Annotated in this window: 18 protein-coding genes and 1 pseudogene; 9 read left to right on the top strand and 10 right to left on the bottom strand. The window is 64.7% G+C overall.

Going from position 1 to position 18,758, the window contains the following annotated elements; genetic code table 11:
- Positions 1-132: 132 nt before the first annotated feature.
- Together AACH55_RS24095 and AACH55_RS24090 are read right to left on the bottom strand one after the other, a co-directional pair.
- Positions 133-1,626 carry a CoA-acylating methylmalonate-semialdehyde dehydrogenase gene (locus AACH55_RS24095; protein WP_338717206.1) on the bottom strand — a complete coding sequence of 498 codons (1,494 nt, stop codon included), beginning with the start codon at positions 1,624-1,626 and terminating at the stop codon, positions 133-135.
- 35 nt (positions 1,627-1,661) lie between these two features.
- Positions 1,662-2,990 carry an aspartate aminotransferase family protein gene (locus AACH55_RS24090; RefSeq protein ID WP_338717204.1) on the bottom strand — a complete coding sequence of 443 codons (1,329 nt, stop codon included), beginning with the start codon at positions 2,988-2,990 and terminating at the stop codon, positions 1,662-1,664.
- Here AACH55_RS24090 and AACH55_RS24085 point away from each other — a divergent pair.
- The 3 genes from AACH55_RS24085 to AACH55_RS24075 all read left to right on the top strand — a co-directional run bounded on the left by AACH55_RS24085 (position 2,989) and on the right by AACH55_RS24075 (position 5,532).
- The gene (locus AACH55_RS24085) at positions 2,989-3,327 is read left to right on the top strand and encodes a hypothetical protein (protein WP_338717203.1); all 339 of its coding nucleotides are present in this window, start codon (positions 2,989-2,991) and stop codon (positions 3,325-3,327) included. The two genes, AACH55_RS24090 and AACH55_RS24085, sit on opposite strands and share 2 nt — an antisense overlap.
- 1 nt (position 3,328) lies before the next feature.
- The gene (locus AACH55_RS24080) at positions 3,329-4,747 is read left to right on the top strand and encodes a PLP-dependent aminotransferase family protein (RefSeq protein ID WP_338717202.1); all 1,419 of its coding nucleotides are present in this window, start codon (positions 3,329-3,331) and stop codon (positions 4,745-4,747) included.
- Positions 4,748-4,890: 143 nt separating this feature from the next.
- Entirely contained in the window at positions 4,891-5,532 is a 642-nt protein-coding gene (locus AACH55_RS24075; RefSeq protein ID WP_338717201.1) for an HAD family phosphatase, read from the top strand.
- A 13-nt stretch (positions 5,533-5,545) separates the two neighbouring features.
- On the opposite strand, the gene AACH55_RS24070 is transcribed toward AACH55_RS24075, so the two are convergent.
- From AACH55_RS24070 to AACH55_RS24060, 3 genes are all read right to left on the bottom strand, one after another.
- Complete coding sequence (locus tag AACH55_RS24070) at positions 5,546-6,271, bottom strand: DsbA family protein (protein ID WP_338717200.1); 726 nt, start codon at positions 6,269-6,271, stop codon at positions 5,546-5,548.
- 80 nt (positions 6,272-6,351) lie between these two features.
- Positions 6,352-6,963 carry an NAD(P)-dependent oxidoreductase gene (locus AACH55_RS24065; RefSeq protein WP_338717199.1) on the bottom strand — a complete coding sequence of 204 codons (612 nt, stop codon included), beginning with the start codon at positions 6,961-6,963 and terminating at the stop codon, positions 6,352-6,354.
- 96 nt (positions 6,964-7,059) lie between these two features.
- Positions 7,060-7,956 (bottom strand): MBL fold metallo-hydrolase, encoded by an 897-nt coding sequence (locus tag AACH55_RS24060; protein ID WP_338717198.1) that lies wholly within the window; start codon positions 7,954-7,956, stop codon positions 7,060-7,062.
- Between the two features lie 125 nt (positions 7,957-8,081).
- On the opposite strand from AACH55_RS24060, the gene AACH55_RS24055 reads away from it, so the two are divergent.
- Positions 8,082-9,026, top strand: a complete 945-nt coding sequence (locus AACH55_RS24055; protein ID WP_338717197.1) for a LysR family transcriptional regulator — start codon at positions 8,082-8,084, stop codon at positions 9,024-9,026.
- 10 nt (positions 9,027-9,036) lie between these two features.
- On the opposite strand, the gene AACH55_RS24050 is transcribed toward AACH55_RS24055, so the two are convergent.
- The gene (locus tag AACH55_RS24050; protein WP_338717196.1) at positions 9,037-9,597 is read right to left on the bottom strand and encodes a PAS and helix-turn-helix domain-containing protein; all 561 of its coding nucleotides are present in this window, start codon (positions 9,595-9,597) and stop codon (positions 9,037-9,039) included.
- Between the two features lie 254 nt (positions 9,598-9,851).
- On the opposite strand from AACH55_RS24050, the gene AACH55_RS24045 reads away from it, so the two are divergent.
- Positions 9,852-10,547 (top strand): CoA transferase subunit A, encoded by a 696-nt coding sequence (locus AACH55_RS24045; RefSeq protein ID WP_008333508.1) that lies wholly within the window; start codon positions 9,852-9,854, stop codon positions 10,545-10,547.
- Positions 10,548-10,559: 12 nt separating this feature from the next.
- On the top strand, positions 10,560-11,210 hold the full coding sequence (locus tag AACH55_RS24040; protein WP_338717195.1) for a 3-oxoacid CoA-transferase subunit B: 651 nt from the start codon (positions 10,560-10,562) through the stop codon (positions 11,208-11,210).
- Between the two features lie 100 nt (positions 11,211-11,310).
- On the opposite strand, the gene AACH55_RS24035 is transcribed toward AACH55_RS24040, so the two are convergent.
- Positions 11,311-12,825, bottom strand: coding sequence for a diguanylate cyclase (locus tag AACH55_RS24035; protein ID WP_338717194.1), 1,515 nt, complete (start codon positions 12,823-12,825; stop codon positions 11,311-11,313).
- A 120-nt stretch (positions 12,826-12,945) separates the two neighbouring features.
- Between AACH55_RS24035 and AACH55_RS24030 the strand changes: the two genes are divergently transcribed.
- On the top strand, positions 12,946-14,415 hold the full coding sequence (locus tag AACH55_RS24030) for an ATP-binding protein (protein ID WP_338717193.1): 1,470 nt from the start codon (positions 12,946-12,948) through the stop codon (positions 14,413-14,415).
- Entirely contained in the window at positions 14,400-15,749 is a 1,350-nt protein-coding gene (locus AACH55_RS24025) for a sigma-54 dependent transcriptional regulator (RefSeq protein ID WP_338717192.1), read from the top strand. The genes AACH55_RS24030 and AACH55_RS24025 overlap by 16 nt, the downstream gene beginning before the upstream one ends.
- 30 nt (positions 15,750-15,779) lie before the next feature.
- On the opposite strand, the pseudogene AACH55_RS24020 reads toward AACH55_RS24025, so the two are convergent.
- The 3 genes and pseudogenes from AACH55_RS24020 to AACH55_RS24010 all read right to left on the bottom strand — a co-directional run.
- A pseudogene (locus tag AACH55_RS24020) lies at positions 15,780-15,950 on the bottom strand (MFS transporter); the annotation flags it as partial.
- A 63-nt stretch (positions 15,951-16,013) separates the two neighbouring features.
- A complete protein-coding gene (locus AACH55_RS24015; RefSeq protein ID WP_338717191.1) occupies positions 16,014-16,772 on the bottom strand; it encodes an SDR family NAD(P)-dependent oxidoreductase in 759 nt (252 codons plus the stop codon).
- 115 nt (positions 16,773-16,887) lie between these two features.
- Positions 16,888-17,706 carry an SDR family oxidoreductase gene (locus tag AACH55_RS24010; protein ID WP_338717190.1) on the bottom strand — a complete coding sequence of 273 codons (819 nt, stop codon included), beginning with the start codon at positions 17,704-17,706 and terminating at the stop codon, positions 16,888-16,890.
- A 110-nt stretch (positions 17,707-17,816) separates the two neighbouring features.
- On the opposite strand from AACH55_RS24010, the gene AACH55_RS24005 reads away from it, so the two are divergent.
- On the top strand, positions 17,817-18,758 hold the full coding sequence (locus tag AACH55_RS24005) for a GlxA family transcriptional regulator (RefSeq protein WP_338717189.1): 942 nt from the start codon (positions 17,817-17,819) through the stop codon (positions 18,756-18,758).

The raw sequence follows: 18,758 nt of genomic DNA, 5'->3' as shown, positions 1-18,758 counted from the left end.
GACAGTTGATCCTTTCTGCACCGTGCCTGACGTTTTCTGCACCAACACTGTCGAAGCAAGGCGGGGCAGGGCTTTCATCATACGCACCCGCCAAAGAAAAACGGCATGAAATTTTCATGCCGTTGATCCTGTTTATTTCATCTGCGGGAACGCGAATTCCGCACCGGCACTGGCCGTATTGGGCCAGCGCTGCATGACTGCCTTGGCCCGGGTATAGAAGCGCACACCCTCCGGCCCGTACATGTGATGGTCGCCGAAGAGACTGCGCTTCCAGCCGCCGAAGCTGCTGAAGGCCATCGGCACCGGCAGCGGCACGTTGACCCCGACCATGCCCACTTCGATCTGGCGCACGAACTCGCGCGCCACGCCGCCGTCTCGGGTGTAGACCGCCACGCCATTGCCGTACTCGTGCGCATTGATCAGTTCGACCGCGCTGGCGATGTCCGGGCAGCGCAGCACGCACAGCACCGGGCCGAAAATCTCTTCCTTGTACACCGTCATCTCCGGCGTCACGTGGTCGAGCAGGGTACCGCCGACGAAGAAGCCCTTCTCGAAGCCCGGCACCTGATAGCCACGGCCATCCACCACCAGCGTTGCGCCTTCTTCCACGCCACGGCCGATCAGACTTTCGATGCGCTCCTTGGCCGCCGCCGTCACCACCGGGCCCATCTCGGCACCGGCGGCCATGCCTTCGTTGATCTTCAGGCTGCGCGCACGTTCGGCCAGGGCCGCCACCAGTTCATCACCGGCGCTGCCCACGGCCACCGCCACCGAGATCGCCATGCAGCGTTCGCCAGCCGAGCCGTAGGCCGCGCCCATCAGGGCGTCCACCGCCAGCTGCATGTCGGCATCGGGCATCACCACCATGTGGTTCTTGGCACCGCCCAAAGCCTGCACGCGCTTGCCCTTGGCCGAGCCACGGGCATAGATGTATTCCGCAATCGGGGTCGAGCCGACGAAGCTGATGGCCTTGACCTGCGGATGATCCAGCAGGGCATCGACGGTCACCTTGTCACCCTGCACGACGTTGAAGACGCCATCGGGCAGGCCGGCTTCCTTCAAGAGATCGGCGATCAGCAGCGAAGCCGAGGGATCGCGCTCGGAGGGCTTCAACACGAAGCAGTTGCCACAGGCAATGGCGATGGGGAACATCCACATCGGCACCATCGCCGGGAAGTTGAACGGCGTGATGCCGGCCACCACGCCCAGCGCCTGGCGCATCGACCAGGCGTCGATGCCACGGGCGATCTGGTCGGTGTATTCCCCCTTGAGCATCTGCGGGATGCCGGCGGCGAACTCGACGATCTCGATGCCGCGCGCCACTTCGCCCTGGGCATCGGAGAAGGTCTTGCCGTGTTCGCGCACGATGATGCGGGCGAAGTCATCGGCCCGTTGCTGCATCAGCTGCAGGAAGCGGAACATCACCCGTGCGCGCGTCAGCGGCGGGGTGTTGGACCAGCCCGTGAAGGCGGCCATGCCGGCCTTCACCGCCGCATCGACCTCATCGGCCGTGCCCAGCGCCACCTGCGCCACCGGCACGCCCCGGGCCGGGTTGAAGACATCGGCGTAGCGCCCGCTCTTGGTATCGACGCGTTGGCCGCCGATGTAGTGTGCAATCTTTTCCATGAATCTTTCTTGCGTATTTTTTGCGTGAAGGGGGATCAGGCCAGGTTCTTGAGAATGGCCGCCAGCTTGCCGAACAGTTCGTCGATCTGCTGCTTGTTGATGATCAGCGGCGGCGACAGGGCGATGATGTCGCCGGTCACGCGGATCAGGATGCCGTCATTGAAGGCGCGCACGAAGGCGTCATAGGCGCGGGCACCGACACGACCGGGGATGGAAGACAGTTCGATGCCGGCGATGAGGCCAATGGTGCGCACGTCGATCACGTGCGGCAGGCCGCGCAGCGCATGGGCCGCTTCCTGGAAATAATCCGCCACCGCCTGCGCATTCTCCAGCACGCCTTCGGTCTGGAACACTTCCAGCGAGGCCAGGCCGGCCGCGCAGGCCAGCGGGTGGCCGGAGTAGGTGTAGCCGTGGAACAGCTCTATACCGTCCGGGCCGTTCATGAAGGCGTCGTGGATTTCCTTCTTCACGAACACCGCGCCCATCGGCACCACGCCATTGGTGAGGCCCTTGGCGGTGGTGAAGATGTCCGGTTCCACATCGAAGTAGTCGGACGCAAAGGGCGTCCCCAGGCGGCCGAAGCCGGTGATGACTTCATCGAAGATCAACAGGATGCCGTGCCTGGTGCAGATCTCGCGCAGGCGCTTCAGGTAGCCCTTGGGCGGGATCAGCACGCCCGTGGAGCCGGCCACCGGTTCCACGATCACGGCGGCGATGTTGGAGGCGTCGTGCAGGGTGACCAGGCGTTCCAGCTCATCGGCCAGGTGCGCGCCGTATTCCGGCTGGCCCTTGGTGAAGGCGTTCTTTTCCAGGTTGTGGGTGTGCGGCAGGTGGTCCACGCCCGGCAGCAGCGCCGTGCTGAAGGTCTTGCGGTTGCCGCCGATGCCGCCTACCGACATGCCGCCGAAGCCCACGCCGTGATAGCCGCGCTCGCGGCCGATCAGGCGGGTGCGGGTGGCATTGCCTTTGGCACGGTGATAGGCCAGGGCGATCTTGAGGGCGGTATCCACCGATTCCGAGCCGGAGCCGGTATAGAACACGTGCGCGAAGCGGTCGCCGGTATAGGCCTTCAGGCGCTCGGCCAGTTCGAAGGCGCTGGGATGGCCCAGCTGGAAGGAGGGCGCGTAATCCAGCGTGGCCACCGACTTTTGCACGGCCGACACGATCTTGGGATGGGCGTGGCCCAGCGGCACGCACCAGAGACCTGCGGTGCCGTCGAGGATGGCATTGCCGGCGTCGTCGCGATAATGCATGCCTTCGGCAGACACCAGCATGCGCGGCGCGGCCTTGAAATTGCGGTTGGCAGTGAAGGGCATCCAGTAGGCCGACAGGCTGGACGGATGCGTTTGGTCTTGGCTGGACATGGCAGGCACCGTGAAAAAAATGGAGAAATTGGAGAATCAGTCGAGGGTGCTTGATTATTGCCAGACAGTGGCCGTATTGTTAGCTACACTTTTGATTTTCGCTGGAAACTGTATTGGTCAGGAAGGCAAACTGTATTGCTACTTCCGCCGTGAAGCGGGTGCTTCCGCCGACCGCCGGGGATCTCGTGACACCCTCTATCCATCGGGAATCCGCCATGATCCGGATGTCTGGCGGTACCAATACAGTGACCAATACAGTTTGGAATTTACCCCTACACTTTGGCTCGCGGCAGCAATGCAGTGCTCCGCCGGCCCGACACTTTGCCCGAAAGGATGACATGGCCAAGCCTGCGCGCGCGCCGCTGCAACTGGACCTGAGACGCAAGACCGGCCGTCGCCTGCTGGAGCAGGTGACGGCCGGCCTGGCCGGCCTGATCGAGACGGGGGAATTGCGCTCCGGCGAGCGTCTGCCTTCGGTGCGCCAGTTCGCCCAGCATCACGACATCGGCTCTTCCACCGTGGTGGAAGCCTACGAGCAGCTGGTCGCCCGCGGCATGCTGCAGGCCCGGCGCGGCGCCGGCTTCTTCGTGGCGGCGCGGGCCGGGCAGGCGGGCGCGCGTGCGGTCTTCGTGCCGCCCGAGCCGGTCATCGATTCGGCCTGGCTGCTCTCGGAAATGTTTGCCGATGAGCGCGTGCCCATCAAGGCCGGCTGCGGCTGGCTGCCCGGCAAGTGGCTCAACGACGAGGGCCTGCACCAGGCCGAGCGCCGCATCATCCGTTCCCCCGGCGCGCAGCAGGTCGGCTATGGTCATCCATACGGCTATGCGCCGTTGCGCCAGCTCATCACGCAATTCCTCGGGCATTGGGCGCTGGAGCTGGGCATCGAACAGGTGCTGACCACCCACGGCGCCACGCAGGCGCTGGATCTGGTGATCCGTACCATGACCAAGCCGGGCGACACGGTGTTGATCGACGATCCCGGTTACTGCAATCTCATCGCCATGCTGCGCCTGGCCGGCCTGAACGTGATCGGCGTGGCGCGCACGCCGGGCGGGGTCGATACCGACATGCTCGATACGCTGGCGCGCACGCATCATCCCAAGATGTTCTTCACCACCAGCGTGTTGCAGAATCCGACCGGCACCTCCTATACCCCGGCCTGCGCGATGCGCGTGCTGCAGGCCGCTGAACGCTATGGTTTCTGGGTGGTGGAAGACGACATCTTCCGCGAACTCGGCCAGGCCACCGATCCCATGCTGGCCGCGCTGGATGGCTTGCAGCGGGTGATCTACGTGGGCAGCTATTCCAAGACCATCGCGCCCTCGCTGCGGGTGGGCTACATCGCCTGCCAGCGCGAACTGGCGCGGCAGATCGTGCATACCAAGATGGTGCTGACGCTCACCAATTCGGAGATCAATGAACGGCTGGTCCACAACGTCCTGACCGAAGGCCATCACCGCCGCCACGTGCAGACGCTCAATGCCACGCTGCTCAATGCCCAGTCCACCCTGAATGCCAAGCTCACCGAAGTCGGCCTGACGCCCTTTACGGCGGCGCGCGGCGGCATGTTCAGCTGGGCCACCATCGAGGGCTGCGAACTGTCGGCGCGCGAGATCGCGGACCGGGCACGGCAGAAGGGCATCTGGCTGGCGCCGGGGGATTTCTTCCATCTCTCGTCACCGCACAAGACCAGCTTCCGCTTCAATGTGGGGTATGCGGATGTGCCGGAGTTGTTTGATTTTTTGCGGGGGTTGTAGGATCTGGTAGCTGAGGATGCAAACAGTCCCCGAAGGGGAAATGTACTTGGCCACGGCTGGCGTGCCACACTCTGTGGCGCCGGGAAGTCATGGCACACTGACGACCCTTGATCCCGTCGGAACCTGAAAGAGTGAGCCCAACCATGACGTTTTCTGCACCAAGCCCCATCCGCGCCGTCGTCTTCGATTTCGGCGGCGTACTTCTGGACTGGAACCCGCAGCATCTGTATCGCAAGCTGATCGCTGACGAGCAGGAGCGCGACCATTTCCTCACACACATCTGTTCGCCCGAATGGAATGTGCAGCAAGACGGCGGCCGCACCCTGGCCGAAGGCACCGCGCAGCTGATCCGGCAGCATCCCCGGCACGAGGCGCTGATCCGCGCCTTCTATGACCGCTGGATCGAGATGCTGCCTGGTCCATTGCCCGAGGGCGTGGCCTTGCTGCGCGAATTGCATGCGCAGCAGGTGCCGGTGTTCGGTCTCACCAACTGGTCTGCCGAGACCTATCCGCATGCGCGGGACTATCACGATTTCCTGCAGCTGTTTCTCGATATCGTGGTCTCGGGCCACGAGCGTTGCATCAAGCCCGAGCCGCGCATCTTCGAGATCGCGCTGGAGCGCTATTCACGGCATCTGCCGGGTCTGAAGCCGGAAGAACTGGTCTTCATCGATGACCTGCAAAAGAACATCGACGGTTGCCGCGCGCTGGGCTGGCAGGGCATCCATCACGTCGATGCCGCAGCGACCCGGGCGCAATTGCGCGCATTGGGCCTGCCGGTCTGAACCGGCCCCAGGCTCAGTCGCAACGGCCGGTCTGCAGATCGCAGCGGACCGGCGCGCTCTCCGATGCGTCCACCGGCGCGGCCGCTGTCTCATCACGCAGATAGCGCGCCCACTCTTCCGGCTGCCCCAGCCAGCGCCCGGTATCGAGCACCTCCAGCGTGTCGCCCCGTTGCAGCACGAAGGTCGGGAAGCCCCGTCCTCCGACGTAGTTGAGCAATTCACGGCTGGCCTCGATATGGTCGGCCAGTTCTTCCGATTCCACACGCTGCATCTCGCTGGCGAAGGCGGCGGGTTCGATGCCCAGTGCCTGCGCCAGTTCGGTCAGCGTCGCCAGTTCCGAAATGCGTCGCCCATGATGGTAATGCGCACTCTGGATCGCGGCCAGCATGTCCAGACCGGCCGCTTCGCCCTTGATCGCCTGCACCGCCAGCACGGCAGCAATCGGCGGGGCCGAGTCGAAGACGGCTTCGTTATCCCGCAGCAAGCCGTTGAAGTAGCGTTCGCCAAAAGCCTGTCCGGTCATCTGCGCGATGCGCTGGTCATGCGGCATCACGTACTCGCGCAACTGCGCGTCGACGCGGCGGCGGTTGCGTCCGGCCATCATGCCGCCGCCGTGCGCCTGCACCGGCAGCACCGCGCGCGCCGCCGCCACCAGCGGCGCGGCGCCGTAGCACCAGCCGCACAGCGGATCGTGGATGTAGTGAAGCACGGTCTCGTGCGGGGTGGCCGAAGCGCTCATGATGCGATGTCCTTGAACTTGAATGATGTTGCACCGGGCCTGAGGTTTTCTGCACCATCAGGCCCGTGATGCGAATGGGCTCAGTAGCCCACGGTGAAGCGTGCGCGTACGTGCCTGGGTTGTTCCAGTTCGTCCAGCAGGGCGACGGCGTAATCCTCGTAGGAGATCCAGCTCTTGCCATCGGCATCGACCAGCAGTTCGTCCTTGCCCAGGCGGAACTGGCCGGTGCGCTCACCGGGGACGAACATGGCCGAAGGCGACAGGTAGGTCCATTGCAGCTCGGTTTCCTCACGCAGGGCATTGAGGAAATCACGGCCGCCGGAAGCCTCGGGCATGTATTCGGCAGGGAATTCCGGCGTATCGATGAGCGCCTTGCCCGGTGCGATTTCCAGGCTGCCAGCGCCACCCACGACAGCCAGGCGCTTGACGCCAGCGGCCTTCACGGCCGGCAGCAGGTCGGTGGCGCCGAAGGCGGTGAAGCGGCCGCTGGAGATCACCACGTCGGCCCCCTTGATGGCCACGGCCAGGGCGCTGGCGTCCTTGACGTCGGCCGAGACGGCGGTCACGCCGGTGCGCTGGGCGATCTTGCCGGCGTCGCGGGCGATGGCGATGAGGTTGTGGCCGCGGCGCAGGGCTTCGTCCACGATGCGGGTGCCGACGTTGCCGGAGGCGCCGATGAGTGCGATTTTCATGATGTTTCCTTTCTGAGGTGGAGGGGCTGCGAGCAGATTGGGAGCAAATCGAGCCGGGGTCAAGTCAGGTTAAAGTCAGGATCAACTCAGGCCGCGTCAGGGCCACTTCATTTCACCCTTGATGACCTTGGCCGACAGCTCCAGCGAGCCGGTGTCGCCCAGGTCAGGATAGCGCTGCTTCATGGCGGCGATCAGGGCATTGCCATCGGCGGCCTTGGCGGCTTCCTGGTCGAAGGCCTTCAGGTAGTCGCGGGTGAAACGCACCGAGGCGATGTCCAGCGGCGCACCGGCGGCATAGTGGCCGGGTACGACGATGGCCGGCTTCAGTTTTTCGATGCGGCCCAGCGTACCGAGCCAGTCCAGGCGCGACTTCATGCTTTGCGTATCGGCCATCCATACGTGGATGTTGCCGGCCACGACCACGCCGCCGACCACGGCCTTGAGCGAAGAAATCCAGACGAAGCTGCGATCCGGTTGCGGACCGTCCAGGCCGACGATCTCCAGCCTGCGGCCTTCCAGCGTCAGCGTCTTGCCCTTGAGCACTTCCGGCGTGATGGTCGCGCGGGGGGCATTGTCACCCAGCTTCGGACCCCAGTAAGCCAGCTTGCCGGCAGCCGTTTCCTTGATGTGTTGCACGGTCGGCGCGGAGGCCACGATCTTTGCTTCCGGATAGGCGGCGTGCAGGGCTTCCAGGCCGAAGTAGTAATCCGGGTCGCCGTGGCTGATGTAGATGGTGGTCAGCTTCTTGCCGCTGGCGCGGATCTTTTCCACGAGCTGCTGCGCTTCGCGCTGGCCGAATTGCGCATCGACCAGGATCGCTTCGCGCTCACCCGTGACCAGCACCGAGCTGACCGGGAAGAGGGCTTCCTTGCCGGGATTGTAAATATCGAGCTTGAGCGGGGCGGCGGCCTGGACGGCAGCGCCCGAGAAGGCCAGCAGGCCGGTGGCCGCGATGGCCAGCAGGGGACGCAGCAGGCGACGGGTGGAAAACATGGCGACTCCGAAAAGAGGTGTATGGGTGTCAGGAGTGGTCATCATAGGATCGCTTTTGATTTCGAAAAACAGCATAATCGATCACAGTTTGTTTCTGAAATCGTTCAAATGAAAAAGGAAGCGCAATGGATCGCCTGATGGCCATGCAGGTCTTCGTGACGGTGGTGGACAGCGGCAGCCTGTCGGCGGCGGCCGAACAGCTGGACTTGTCGCGCCCGGTGGTCTCGCGCTACGTGGCCGAGCTGGAAGACTGGGTGGGCGCGCGGCTGCTGCACCGGACTACGCGGCGCATCTCGCTGACCGCAGCCGGTAACGAACTGCTGCCGCGTTGCCGCCAGATGCTGGAGTATTCCGAGGACATGCGCCACGCCCTCGATGGCCCCGACGAAACACCGCGCGGGCTCTTGCGCATCACCGCCAGCACCTCCTTTGCGCAGACCCAGCTGATCCAGGCCGTGGTGGATTACGGTCGCCGCTATCCGGGCGTGGCGGTGGACCTGCTGGCGCTGGATCGCACCGTGAACCTGGTGGAAGAACGCATCGACCTGGCCATCCGCATGACCAACCGGCTGGAACCCAACCTGATTGCGCGTCCGCTGGGGGTCTGCCACTCGGTCATCTGCGCCACGCCGGATTACCTTGCGCGCCACGGCACGCCGCGCAAGGTGGAGGAGCTGGCCTTGCACAATTGCCTGACGCATTCCTATGTGGGACGCAGCCTGTGGCAATTCGATCCGAAGAAGAAAAAAACCAGGGGCGGCAAGGGGGCTGCCTCCGCGAAGACGCAGACGAAGACGCAGACGCAAAGCGTCGCGGTGGGCGGCACCATCAGCGCCAACGAGGTGACGGTGTTGCTGCAGGCGGTGCTCGCCGGTGTGGGGATCGGCCACATGCCGGCCTATATGGTGGCGCCGCTGGTGGCAAGCGGCCATCTGGTGCAATTGCTGCCCGATTACGAACCCTTGCAGCTGGGCATGTATGGCGTCTATGCCTCGCGCAAGCACATGCCGGCGACCTTGCGTACGATGCTGGATTTCCTGGCGCAGCGTTTTGCGGACCTGCCGTTCTGAGCGAGGGTGATCAGGGCGTGATGCTCAGCAGCTTGTGCACCAGTTCGGAGGAGGTGGACGCGGCGAACTTGCGCATCAATCGGGCGCGATGCATTTCCACCGTGCGCGGGCTCAGTTCCACCTGGCGTGCAATGAGCTTACTGGTTTTGCCTTCCACCAGCAGCGCGGCGATCTCGCGTTCGCGCGGGGTCAGGCCGGGGGCGATGGGGCGCTTGGCGCTGACGTCCTCGAAGGTCCAGATGCCGGCCGCGTGCGGGTTGTCGCGGTTCAGGGCATGGCCGGTGACGTGGCACCAGAACATCTCGTCGTTGGAGCGCTTCATGATGCGCTCGTCCGAATAAAATCCCTTCTCGTTGAGGAGGGGCACCAGGCGCAATCCGGTGCGTTCGAATTCGTCGGCGGTGGGATAGATTTCCTGGAAGGAAGTCTGCCGCAGCGCCTCCACCTCGTAGCCGAACATCGCCGCCATGGCCAGGTTGGCCTGCTGGATGATGCGATTGTGCGAGACGCACATGCCGATGGGCGCGTGCATGAAAACCTGTTCGAAATCGATGGGAAGTGGCTGGGTCATGGAGTTGCTGCAAATATTCGGCGGATCCCTCGCACCTGGCGGTACCATGCTGCATTGCGCCAGGTATTTTTACCGTATTGTATGGCCTATTTCAGCTGCCCTATGATATTTGGCGCTATCCGGAGCCGAACGGTGCCTGGCGACGTCCCCGCGCGTCGTGCAAGAGAAGCCCCTCTGCCCCTCCCTGTTGAAGCCGGCATGTCCGCCGGCCCGCTTGCAACCCTGCTCGCAAGACAAGAGCCGAAAGGAGACTCGTGAACAAAGTGTATCCAGACGCGGCCACCGCGTTGAAAGATATCGTCAAGGACGGCCAGACCATTGCGGTCGGCGGCTTTGGCCTGTGTGGCATCCCCGAGGCGTTGATCGCCGCCCTGCGTGATTCGGGCGTGCAGAACCTGACCGCCATTTCCAACAACGCCGGTGTCGATGGTTTCGGCCTGGGCCAGTTGCTCTCCACCCGCCAGATCAAGAAGATGATCGCTTCCTACGTGGGCGAGAACAAGGAATTCGAGCGCCAGTACCTGGCCGGCGAACTGGAACTGGAGTTCACCCCGCAAGGTACCCTGGCCGAGAAGCTGCGCGCCGGTGGCGCCGGCATCCCCGCCTTCTTCACCAAGACCGGTGTGGGCACGCTGGTGGCCGAGGGCAAGGAAGTGCGCGAGTTCGACGGTGAGCGCTACGTGATGGAACGTTCGCTGGTGGCCGATGTGTCGCTGGTGAAGGCGCAGAAGGCCGACAAGGCCGGCAACCTGGTCTTCAACAAGACCGCGCGCAACTTCAACCCCAACGTGGCCATGGCCGGCAAGGTCACCGTGGTGGAGGTGGAAGAACTGGTCGAAGTGGGCCAGCTCGACCCGGACCAGATCCACACCCCCGGCATCTTCGTGCATCGCATCGTGGTCAATGCCACGCCCGAGAAGCGCATCGAACAACGCACCGTGCGCGCATAAGGAGACACAGAAATGGCATGGACCAGAGATGAAATGGCTGCGCGCGCAGCCAAGGAACTGCAGGACGGCTTCTACGTAAACCTAGGCATCGGCTTGCCCACGCTGGTGGCCAATCACGTTCCCGCTGATATCGAAGTGTGGCTGCAATCCGAGAACGGCTTGCTGGGCATCGGCCCCTTCCCCACCGAAGACCAGGTGGACCCGGACCTGATCAACGCCGGCAAGCAGACCGTGACGACCATTCCCGGTTCGTCCTTCTTCAGCTCGGCGGATTCCTTCGGCATGATCCGCGGCGGCAAGATCAACATCGCCATCCTCGGTGCGATGCAGGTCTCGGCCAAGGGCGACCTGGCCAACTGGATGATCCCCGGCAAGATGGTCAAGGGCATGGGCGGCGCGATGGACCTGGTGGCTGGCGTGGGCCGCGTGGTGGTGCTGATGGAACACGTGGCCAAGGCCAAGGATGGCACGACCTCGAAGAAGATCCTGAACGACTGCAACCTGCCGCTGACCGGTGTGGGCGTGGTCAACCGCATCATCACCGACCTGGGCGTGATCGATGTCACGCCGGGCGGCCTGAAGCTGATCGAACTGGCGGCCGGCGTGACCAAGGAAGAAGTGATCGAAAAGACCGAGGCACCGCTGGATGTGAGCGAAGTCTGAGAGTGATCGTGGCCGATGCGTTGGCCGCGTCGTGATGAAACGAGGGGTGCCATGCAGATGGCGCCCCTTTGTCTTTGCAGCGGTCAACCGGCCTTGACGGTCAGTCCGCCCCGCTGACCCGCACCGCATTGCGCCCATCGCGCTTGGCCCGATAGAGCGCGGCATCGGCGGCATTGAGCACGTCTTCCACGCGGCGGTGGTGTTCGCGCTGGAGGGTGGCTACGCCCGCGCTGATGGTGACCACGCGCAGCGGGCTGGCGGCATGCACGATGAGGCGGCTGTAGACCGCCTCGCACAGGCGCTGGGCCATCAGGCGCGCGCCTTGTCCGTCGGTCAGCTCCAGCAGCACCACGAACTCCTCGCCACCGTAGCGACCGGCGCAGTCGGTATTGCGCGGCAGGTTTTCCGCAATGGCCTGCGCCACTTCCTGCAGCACCTCATCGCCCATCTTGTGACCGTAGGTATCGTTGTAGAGCTTGAAGTAGTCGACGTCGATGAACAGCACCGAGAAGGTCGAATTGAGATTGCGCCGGCAGCGTTCCCAGGCGGCCTGCAAGGCTTCGTCCAGGGCGCGGCGGTTGAGCAGGCCGGTGAGGCCATCGGTGAGGGCCAGTTCTTCCAGGCGCTTTTCGATGGCCACGCGGCGGCGCAGTTCCTGGCGGACGTGCCAGAGCAGATACGCCGAGAGCAGGGCAAAGACTGCCAGCGAGAGGACGACCACGTACAAGGTCTTGCGCCAGCTCTTGAAGATGGCTTCTTCCGCATAGCCGACAAAGACGATCAGCGGTGAATCAGGAATGCGGCGGAAGGTGTAGAGCCGTTCCACGCCATCGCTGATGGCGCGCGCGAAGAAGCTGCCTTCCTCATGTTGCAGGGCGCGCTGGATGCGCTGGAAATTGGGGCTGCTGCTGGCGTCGCGGCCGATCATGTCCTCGCGGTAGGGGATGCGCATGTAGGCGATGCCATCGTCCGAATACAGCGAGATGACGCCATCGTCCCCCAGCGAGAGACCTTCGAACAGATCGCGGAAATAGGCCAGGTCCAACGCCATCATGACGATGCCGCCAAAGCTGCCATCCTTATTGAAGAGGCGCTTGGACAACACCACCACGGGTAGCTCGTTGCCCAGGCTGGCACGAATCGGCCGCGACACGTACAGGCCCACCCTGGCGGAATCACGGTGCGCGATGAAGTAGGCCCGGTCGCCATAATTGGGGGCGGCCTCTCCCGGCGCGCGGCGCGAACTGGCGAGCACTTCGCCGCTGGCACCCACGACAGCCAGCCCGTTGATGTGAGCGACGCCGGCCATGCTGCCAAACAGATAGGCATAGCGCTGGGACTCATCGAGCCGCTGAACGCTCAGCGGATGCTGGTAACGGTAGGCCAGCGTGTCCAGCGACAGCGACAGCATCTCCAGGTTGCGGGAGATGGCGCGCTGGGAGATCAGGGTCACGTTGCCGGCATTGGTCACCGCCGAAAAACGCGTCTGCCGGTAACTCTGATAGAGCGTGCTGGCACACATGGCAATCACCATCAGCATTGCGATGCCCAATACCACCACCAGGTATTTCTTCAACTGCTTGATTTTGCTTCCCCCCGAAAACCCCAGGCGCAATTAACGCACAAAGCAAAACCAGCTTCCAGCTTGATCGCCGGCAACGTGATTGTCTTGCAACAAAATGCTGAACCCCGGCGTGCGCAGTCCTGTCAGATGATTCATCACCGGCGGCGCTTCGTGTTTAAATGCGAGCGCTGTCCTTGGACCGCGAGAACATCAAGAACACCCACAGCTGCGCCCGGCGCCGGAGGCCTCCTGAACATCAAGAACACCATCAAGCGCGATCTGCTGATCCTGTGGGCCTTCATTGCCCTGATCGCGCTGGTCCTGGCTTTCCTGCTGCTGCAACTGAGCCGCCAGGGCGCCTCATCGCAGATCAGCCTGGCCACCGGCCAGGCGGCGGTGAGCTGCGCCACCATGAGCGCGGGCCTGGCCCATGCGCTCTCGGGCAATGGCGTGGCGCCCGGCCGCAAGACGGATGCCGATGGCCTGCCCGGCAGTTCGGTGATGCAGGCGGTGATCGACCTCTCCCTGCGCGATCAGCCCGGTGTCGAGGGCGGCTTCTGGCATCCGCAGCGCGATGTGGTGGCCTATGCCTTCCCGACCTATGACGGCAGCGGGGTCAAGCGTGATCCGCCAGGCGCCGAGATGGAACGCATCGTCTCGACCGCGCAACGCGCACGCAATGCCGGCAGCACCGTCACGGATGTGCGTCCGGGACTGCGCGAGGCGGTCGTGTTCGCGGCCTGCCCGGTGCCGCTGGAGCATGTCTCCCTGGCGGCCTGGACCCTCAAGCGGGTACCGGTCATGAGTGCTGCCGTGCTCAACCAGTTGCTGGTGGCCAGCGCCTTGCTGCTGGCCTTCGTGATCATCAGCGGCATCTGGCTGGGCGCAACGCTCACGCGCTGGCGCCGCCAGTCCGAACGTCTGGCCAGCCAGCTCGCCCACGCCGAACGACTGGCCACGTTGGGCCGGGTAGCGGCGGGCATGGCCCATGAAATTCGCAATCCCATCGGCGCCATGCGCATGAAGGCCGAGAATGCCCTGGCCGCACCGGCGCAGGTGCGCCAGACGCGCGTGACCGGTGCGCTGGAAATGGTGGTCAGCCAGACCGAGCGGCTCGATGCCCTGGTGGCCAGTCTGCTGGCGCTGGCCCAACCCTTTCAGGTACAGCGCCAGAGCATCGACCTGTCGGCCTGGATCGAGGCGCGCTGCCAGGTGCACGCCGAACTGGCCGAGCAGCGGCAGGTCCGCCTGCACGCAGCCATCGACCTGCCCAGCTTTGCCGGCGGTCTCACCACCACTGCAATGGACCCGGTGCAGATGGCACGCGCCCTCGACAATCTGCTGCTCAATGCGCTGGCGCATTGCCATGCCGGTGGCCAGATCGAGATCGGCGCGAGGCTGCGCAATGAGCAACGGGAGGAGCGGGCCCTGCTGTTGTGGGTGGCCGATGATGGTCCGGGTGTCCCGCCCGAATTGCGTGACTGCCTGTTCGATCCCTTCGTCAGCCAGCGCAGCGGCGGCACCGGACTGGGCCTGGTGCTGGTGCGCGAGATCGTGCATGCGCATGGTGGTGTCATTACCCTGGCCGCCTCCGAGCGCGGCGCCCGTTTTGAGATGGAGTTGCCATGGCGCGCATCCTGATCGTCGATGACGATGCTGCCTTTCGCGGCAGTCTGGCCGAGACCGTCGGCGACCTCGGCCACGAGGTGCTGGAAGCCGGCAGTACCGCTGCCGGCCTGAGCCTGCTGGCCGCGCACGCGGTGGATGCGGCCATCGTCGACCTGCGCATGCCCGACGAAGATGGCCTGGTATTCCTGCAGCGCGCCCCGGCCATCGCGGCCATCCCTTGCATCATGCTGACCGCCTACGCCAGCGGTGACAACACCATCGAAGCCATCCGCCTGGGCGCCTTCGATCACCTGACCAAGCCGGTACCGCGCGCGGCCCTGGTGGAAACACTGGAGCGCGCCCTGCGCCAGAGTGCGCCCCGCACCGATACGGCCGACAGGGCAGATGCCCCCGCCAGCAGCGAACGCAATGCCCTGGTCGGCGACAGCGAGGCCATGCGCCAGGTGTTCAAGCAGATCGGGCGCGCCGCCACCAGCGACGCCACCGTCCTGATCCTGGGCGAGACCGGTACCGGCAAGGAACTGGTGGCGCGCGCCCTGCATCGCAACGGCCTGCGCGCTGCGCGTCCTTTCGTGGCCATCAATTGCGCGGCCATTCCGGCCGAACTGATCGAGAGCGAACTGTTCGGCCACGTCAAAGGTGCCTTCAGCGGCGCCACCGCAGCGCGCCTGGGCCGCTTCCAGGAAGCCCATGGCGGCACGCTGTTCCTGGACGAGATCGGTGACATGGCCCTGCCTACGCAGTCCAAGATCCTGCGCGTGCTGCAGGAACGCGAACTCACGCCGGTGGGCGGCCAGCAGCCGGTGAAGGTGGATGTGCGGGTGATCGCTGCCACCCATCGTGACCTGCCGCAGGAAATCAGCGAGGGGCGCTTCCGCGAGGATCTCTGGTATCGCCTGCAGGTCCTGTCGATCAAGGTACCGCCGCTGCGCGAGCGTCCCGGCGACATCCTCGCCATTGCCGAGCATTTCCTGCGCCAGCAGGGTGGCGATGCGCCCAAGCGCATCAGCCCGGCCGCAGCGCGGCGCCTGCTGCAACATGCCTGGCCGGGCAATGTGCGCGAACTGCGCAATACCATGGAGCGGGCGGCGGTGATGAGCCACGGCGCCTGCATCGAGGCTGAACATATTGAACTGGCCGACCGCACTGCCGTGGGCAGCGCCAGCGAAGTCGCCATCGACTGGGACGGCGAACTGGCCGTAGCGGTGGCGCAGGTCGAACGGGTGATGCTGCAGCGCGCGCTGGCGGCGGCCAACGGTAACCGCGCCGAAGCTGCGCGCCGGCTGGGCATCTCGCGCCAGCAGCTGTACCGCAAGCTGGCAGAGCCAGGGGCTGACGACCACTAGCCCGCCCGCGCTGGTGTCAGGTGCCGGGACTCAACGCTGCGTTGCATTGCGTCTTTCCAGCAGCAGGCCCAGCAGTGCGCAGCACCCTGCCAGCAGACCGATACCACCCACCCAGCCCAATGCCAGGATGCCTGCTCCCGCCGCGCTGCCCAGCGAGAAGCCCAGGTACATGGTCGAGGTATTGAGCGACAAGGCCACAGCGCGGCAAGAGAACCCGAAAAGGATTTCTGCTACAGCCGGTCGCGGTTGGAGGAGCGGTCCCGATCAGACCGGGATGGGATTGGCGATCAGCGCTTCGTTGAATCCGTTGACCAGCCCGTGTTCATTGGCGCCGGGGTTGTCGCGCAAGGGCTTGACGGCATCGACGATGATTTCTTCGGCGTCGCTCTCCAGCTTGGCCATGGTCTCGGCGATGAAGGCATCCAGCGGCATGGCGCGCGGGTCGCCGCTCTTCTTGACCAGATCGGTGTCGACCCAGGGCGGGGCGATCTCTTGCACCCGCACCGAAGTGTTGCGCAGCATGAAGCGCTGCGACATGGCATACGAATGCAGGGCCGCCTTGCTGGCCGAATACACCGCCGTGACCGCCAGCGGCACGTAGGCCAGCACCGAGGTGTTGTGGATGATGGTGGCGCGCGGCTGGGCCTTGAGCAGCTCGATCAGGGCGGAGGTCAAACGGATCGGGCCCAGCAGGTTGGTGTCGAGGATGCTGCGGCTCACCTGGTCATCGATGAGGCCGCCGGCGTCGTCGAAGGGCATGATGCCGGCATTGTTGATGAGCACGTTGAGCTTCGGGTAGCCTGCCTTCAGGGTGGCGGCGGCGGCATCGATGCTGGCGAGGCTGGAGACGTCGAATTCGATGGCGTCCATGCCGGGATTGGCGGCAGTCACTTCATCGAGCAGGGCCTTGCGGCGGCCGCCGATGATGACCTGGTTGCCCAGTTTGTGGAAGGCCTCGGCCAGGGCGCGGCCAATGCCGGAGGTGCCGCCGGTGATGAAGATGGTGTTGTCGGTCAGTTTCATGATTTTCCTTCACGTGGTCAGGGTTGGGGTGCCGCAAACGCCCGCCCGTAGCGGGCCATCGCGGCAAGGTTCATATCGGGACAAAAAAGGCCCGATCCGTGGTGCTTCGGGCCGCTCAGTGCAGATCGGTGCCGCTGTAGCGCGGCGCCGGGGTATTGGCGGAAAGCTGGGTGGCCATGTGCTGGCGTGCGCTCTCGAAACGGGTCCAGGCGTCTTCGTCATGCAGCGAGGGGATGGTGACCAGTTCGCCGCGCTGGAATCCCACCAGGGCGGCATCGACCATCTGCTCGGCCGACATCACGATGGCCGGGTCCAGGTGTTCCACCGGCAGGCCGCCGATGGCCCAGAAGTCGGTGGCGGTGGCGCCCGGCAGCACGGCCTGCACCTGCACGCCCTTGGCGCCCAGTTCATGGTGCAGCGATTGCGAGAAGGCCAGCACGAATGCCTTGCTGCCGCCGTAGACGCCATTGAGCACTTCCGGCGCCACGGCCACGATGGAGGAAATGTTGATCACCGCACCCCGGCCACGGGCCACGAAACCGGGCACGGCGGCATAGGTCAGGCGGGTGGGGGCGGTGACGTTGAGGGCGATCATGTCGCTCATGTGCTCGACCTTGCTTTGCAGCAGCGGCGTGTGCGTGCCGATGCCGGCGTTGTTGACCAGCAGGGTGATGCTGGCATCGCTGCGCAGCTTCTCTTCCACCCGGGCCAGCGCATCGGCCTGGCCGAGATCGGCTTCCAGCACTTCGACATTGCGGGCGGTCTCGTTGGTGATGCGCGCGGCCAGGGCATTGAGGCGCTCGCGGTTGCGGGCCACCAGGATCAGGTCGTAGCCCAGACGTGCCAGGCGGTCGGCGTAGATCGCGCCGATGCCGGAGGATGCGCCGGTGACGAGGGCAGTGCCACGGTGGACTTGGTTGTGCGGCTGGTTCATGCTGTTCTCCTTGGGTGTGGTGTGTCGATGGAGTGCATCTTAGGCCGCTTGCGGACTTCCGAAATGACGTATATGGTAGTGTTTTAGGACATTCGTTACGGAGTCAGGACATGCACCACATCGGCTATCTGCTCACGCAAGGATTCCAGGTCATGGGCCTGGCCACGCAGTCGGTCTTTGAATATGCCAACAAGGTCGTCGGCCACGAGTTCTACCGGATACACAACTATTCGGTGGACGGCGGTGATCTCACCTCGTCCCTGGGTATGCGCGTTACTACCGCCAGGGCAGCGGCCACGGCCACCATCGATACCTGGGTCGTCTGCGGTGTGGGCAATCCGCTGGAGTCGCCAGCGAGCCAGGAGGAGCGCGCCTTCCTGCAACGTGCAGCCAGGAAGGCCCGGCGCATCGCCGGCATCTGCACCGGCGGCTTCGTGCTGGCCGAGTCGGGATTGCTGGCGCGGCGCCGTGCCACCACGCACTGGGCGTATGCTGCGGCGATGCGTGCGCGCTTTCCGGACATCCAGGTGGAAGACGACCGCATCTACATCGTCGATGGCCCCCTGTGGACCTCGGCCGGCATGACCGCCGGGCTGGACCTGGCGCTGGCCATGGTCGGCAAGGACCTGGGCGAGGAAGTGGCGCGCAGCGTGGCGCACAAGCTGGTGATGCACCAGCATCGCGCCGGTGGACAGTCGCAGCATTCCGAAATGCTGGCGTTGGCGCCCAAGACCGACCGCATCCAGGATGCGCTGAACTATGCGCGCCGCCATCTCAAGCGCGCGCTGACCGTGGAAGAACTGGCCGAGCAGGCCAACCTGAGTGCGCGCCAGTTCACCCGCGTGTTCACGGCGGAGACCGGGCAATCCCCGGCCAAGGCCATCGAGGGCCTGCGACTGGAGGCGGCACGTTTGATGATCGAACAGAGCCGCCATCCGCTGGAAGTGGTGGCGCGCGAGACCGGTTTCCGTGACCGCCGCCACATGCGCGAAGTGTTCCTGCGCGGCTTTGGCGTACCGCCGCAATCGATGCGGCGCGAGGGGCGGGCCTGA

The organism is Herbaspirillum sp. DW155, assembly GCF_037076565.1.
In the GTDB taxonomy this organism is placed as follows: Bacteria; Pseudomonadota; Gammaproteobacteria; order Burkholderiales; family Burkholderiaceae_D; genus Herbaspirillum.
Note: the sequence above shows the minus strand (reverse complement) of the source record. Positions and strands in the feature narration are given on the sequence as shown.

Bases quoted from the DNA above. Each gene is read 5' to 3' on its own strand.
- AACH55_RS24095 (WP_338717206.1), bottom strand. From the start codon at position 1,626: ATGGAAAAGATTGCACACTACATCGGCGGCCAACGCGTCGATACCAAG.
- AACH55_RS24085 (WP_338717203.1), top strand. From the start codon at position 2,989: ATGGCAGGCACCGTGAAAAAAATGGAGAAATTGGAGAATCAGTCGAGG.
- AACH55_RS24090 (WP_338717204.1), bottom strand. From the start codon at position 2,990: ATGTCCAGCCAAGACCAAACGCATCCGTCCAGCCTGTCGGCCTACTGG.
- AACH55_RS24080 (WP_338717202.1), top strand. From the start codon at position 3,329: ATGGCCAAGCCTGCGCGCGCGCCGCTGCAACTGGACCTGAGACGCAAG.
- AACH55_RS24075 (WP_338717201.1), top strand. From the start codon at position 4,891: ATGACGTTTTCTGCACCAAGCCCCATCCGCGCCGTCGTCTTCGATTTC.
- AACH55_RS24070 (WP_338717200.1), bottom strand. From the start codon at position 6,271: ATGAGCGCTTCGGCCACCCCGCACGAGACCGTGCTTCACTACATCCAC.
- AACH55_RS24065 (WP_338717199.1), bottom strand. From the start codon at position 6,963: ATGAAAATCGCACTCATCGGCGCCTCCGGCAACGTCGGCACCCGCATC.
- AACH55_RS24060 (WP_338717198.1), bottom strand. From the start codon at position 7,956: ATGTTTTCCACCCGTCGCCTGCTGCGTCCCCTGCTGGCCATCGCGGCC.
- AACH55_RS24055 (WP_338717197.1), top strand. From the start codon at position 8,082: ATGGATCGCCTGATGGCCATGCAGGTCTTCGTGACGGTGGTGGACAGC.
- AACH55_RS24050 (WP_338717196.1), bottom strand. From the start codon at position 9,597: ATGACCCAGCCACTTCCCATCGATTTCGAACAGGTTTTCATGCACGCG.
- AACH55_RS24040 (WP_338717195.1), top strand. From the start codon at position 10,560: ATGGCATGGACCAGAGATGAAATGGCTGCGCGCGCAGCCAAGGAACTG.
- AACH55_RS24025 (WP_338717192.1), top strand. From the start codon at position 14,400: ATGGCGCGCATCCTGATCGTCGATGACGATGCTGCCTTTCGCGGCAGT.
- AACH55_RS24015 (WP_338717191.1), bottom strand. From the start codon at position 16,772: ATGAAACTGACCGACAACACCATCTTCATCACCGGCGGCACCTCCGGC.
- AACH55_RS24010 (WP_338717190.1), bottom strand. From the start codon at position 17,706: ATGAACCAGCCGCACAACCAAGTCCACCGTGGCACTGCCCTCGTCACC.
- AACH55_RS24005 (WP_338717189.1), top strand. From the start codon at position 17,817: ATGCACCACATCGGCTATCTGCTCACGCAAGGATTCCAGGTCATGGGC.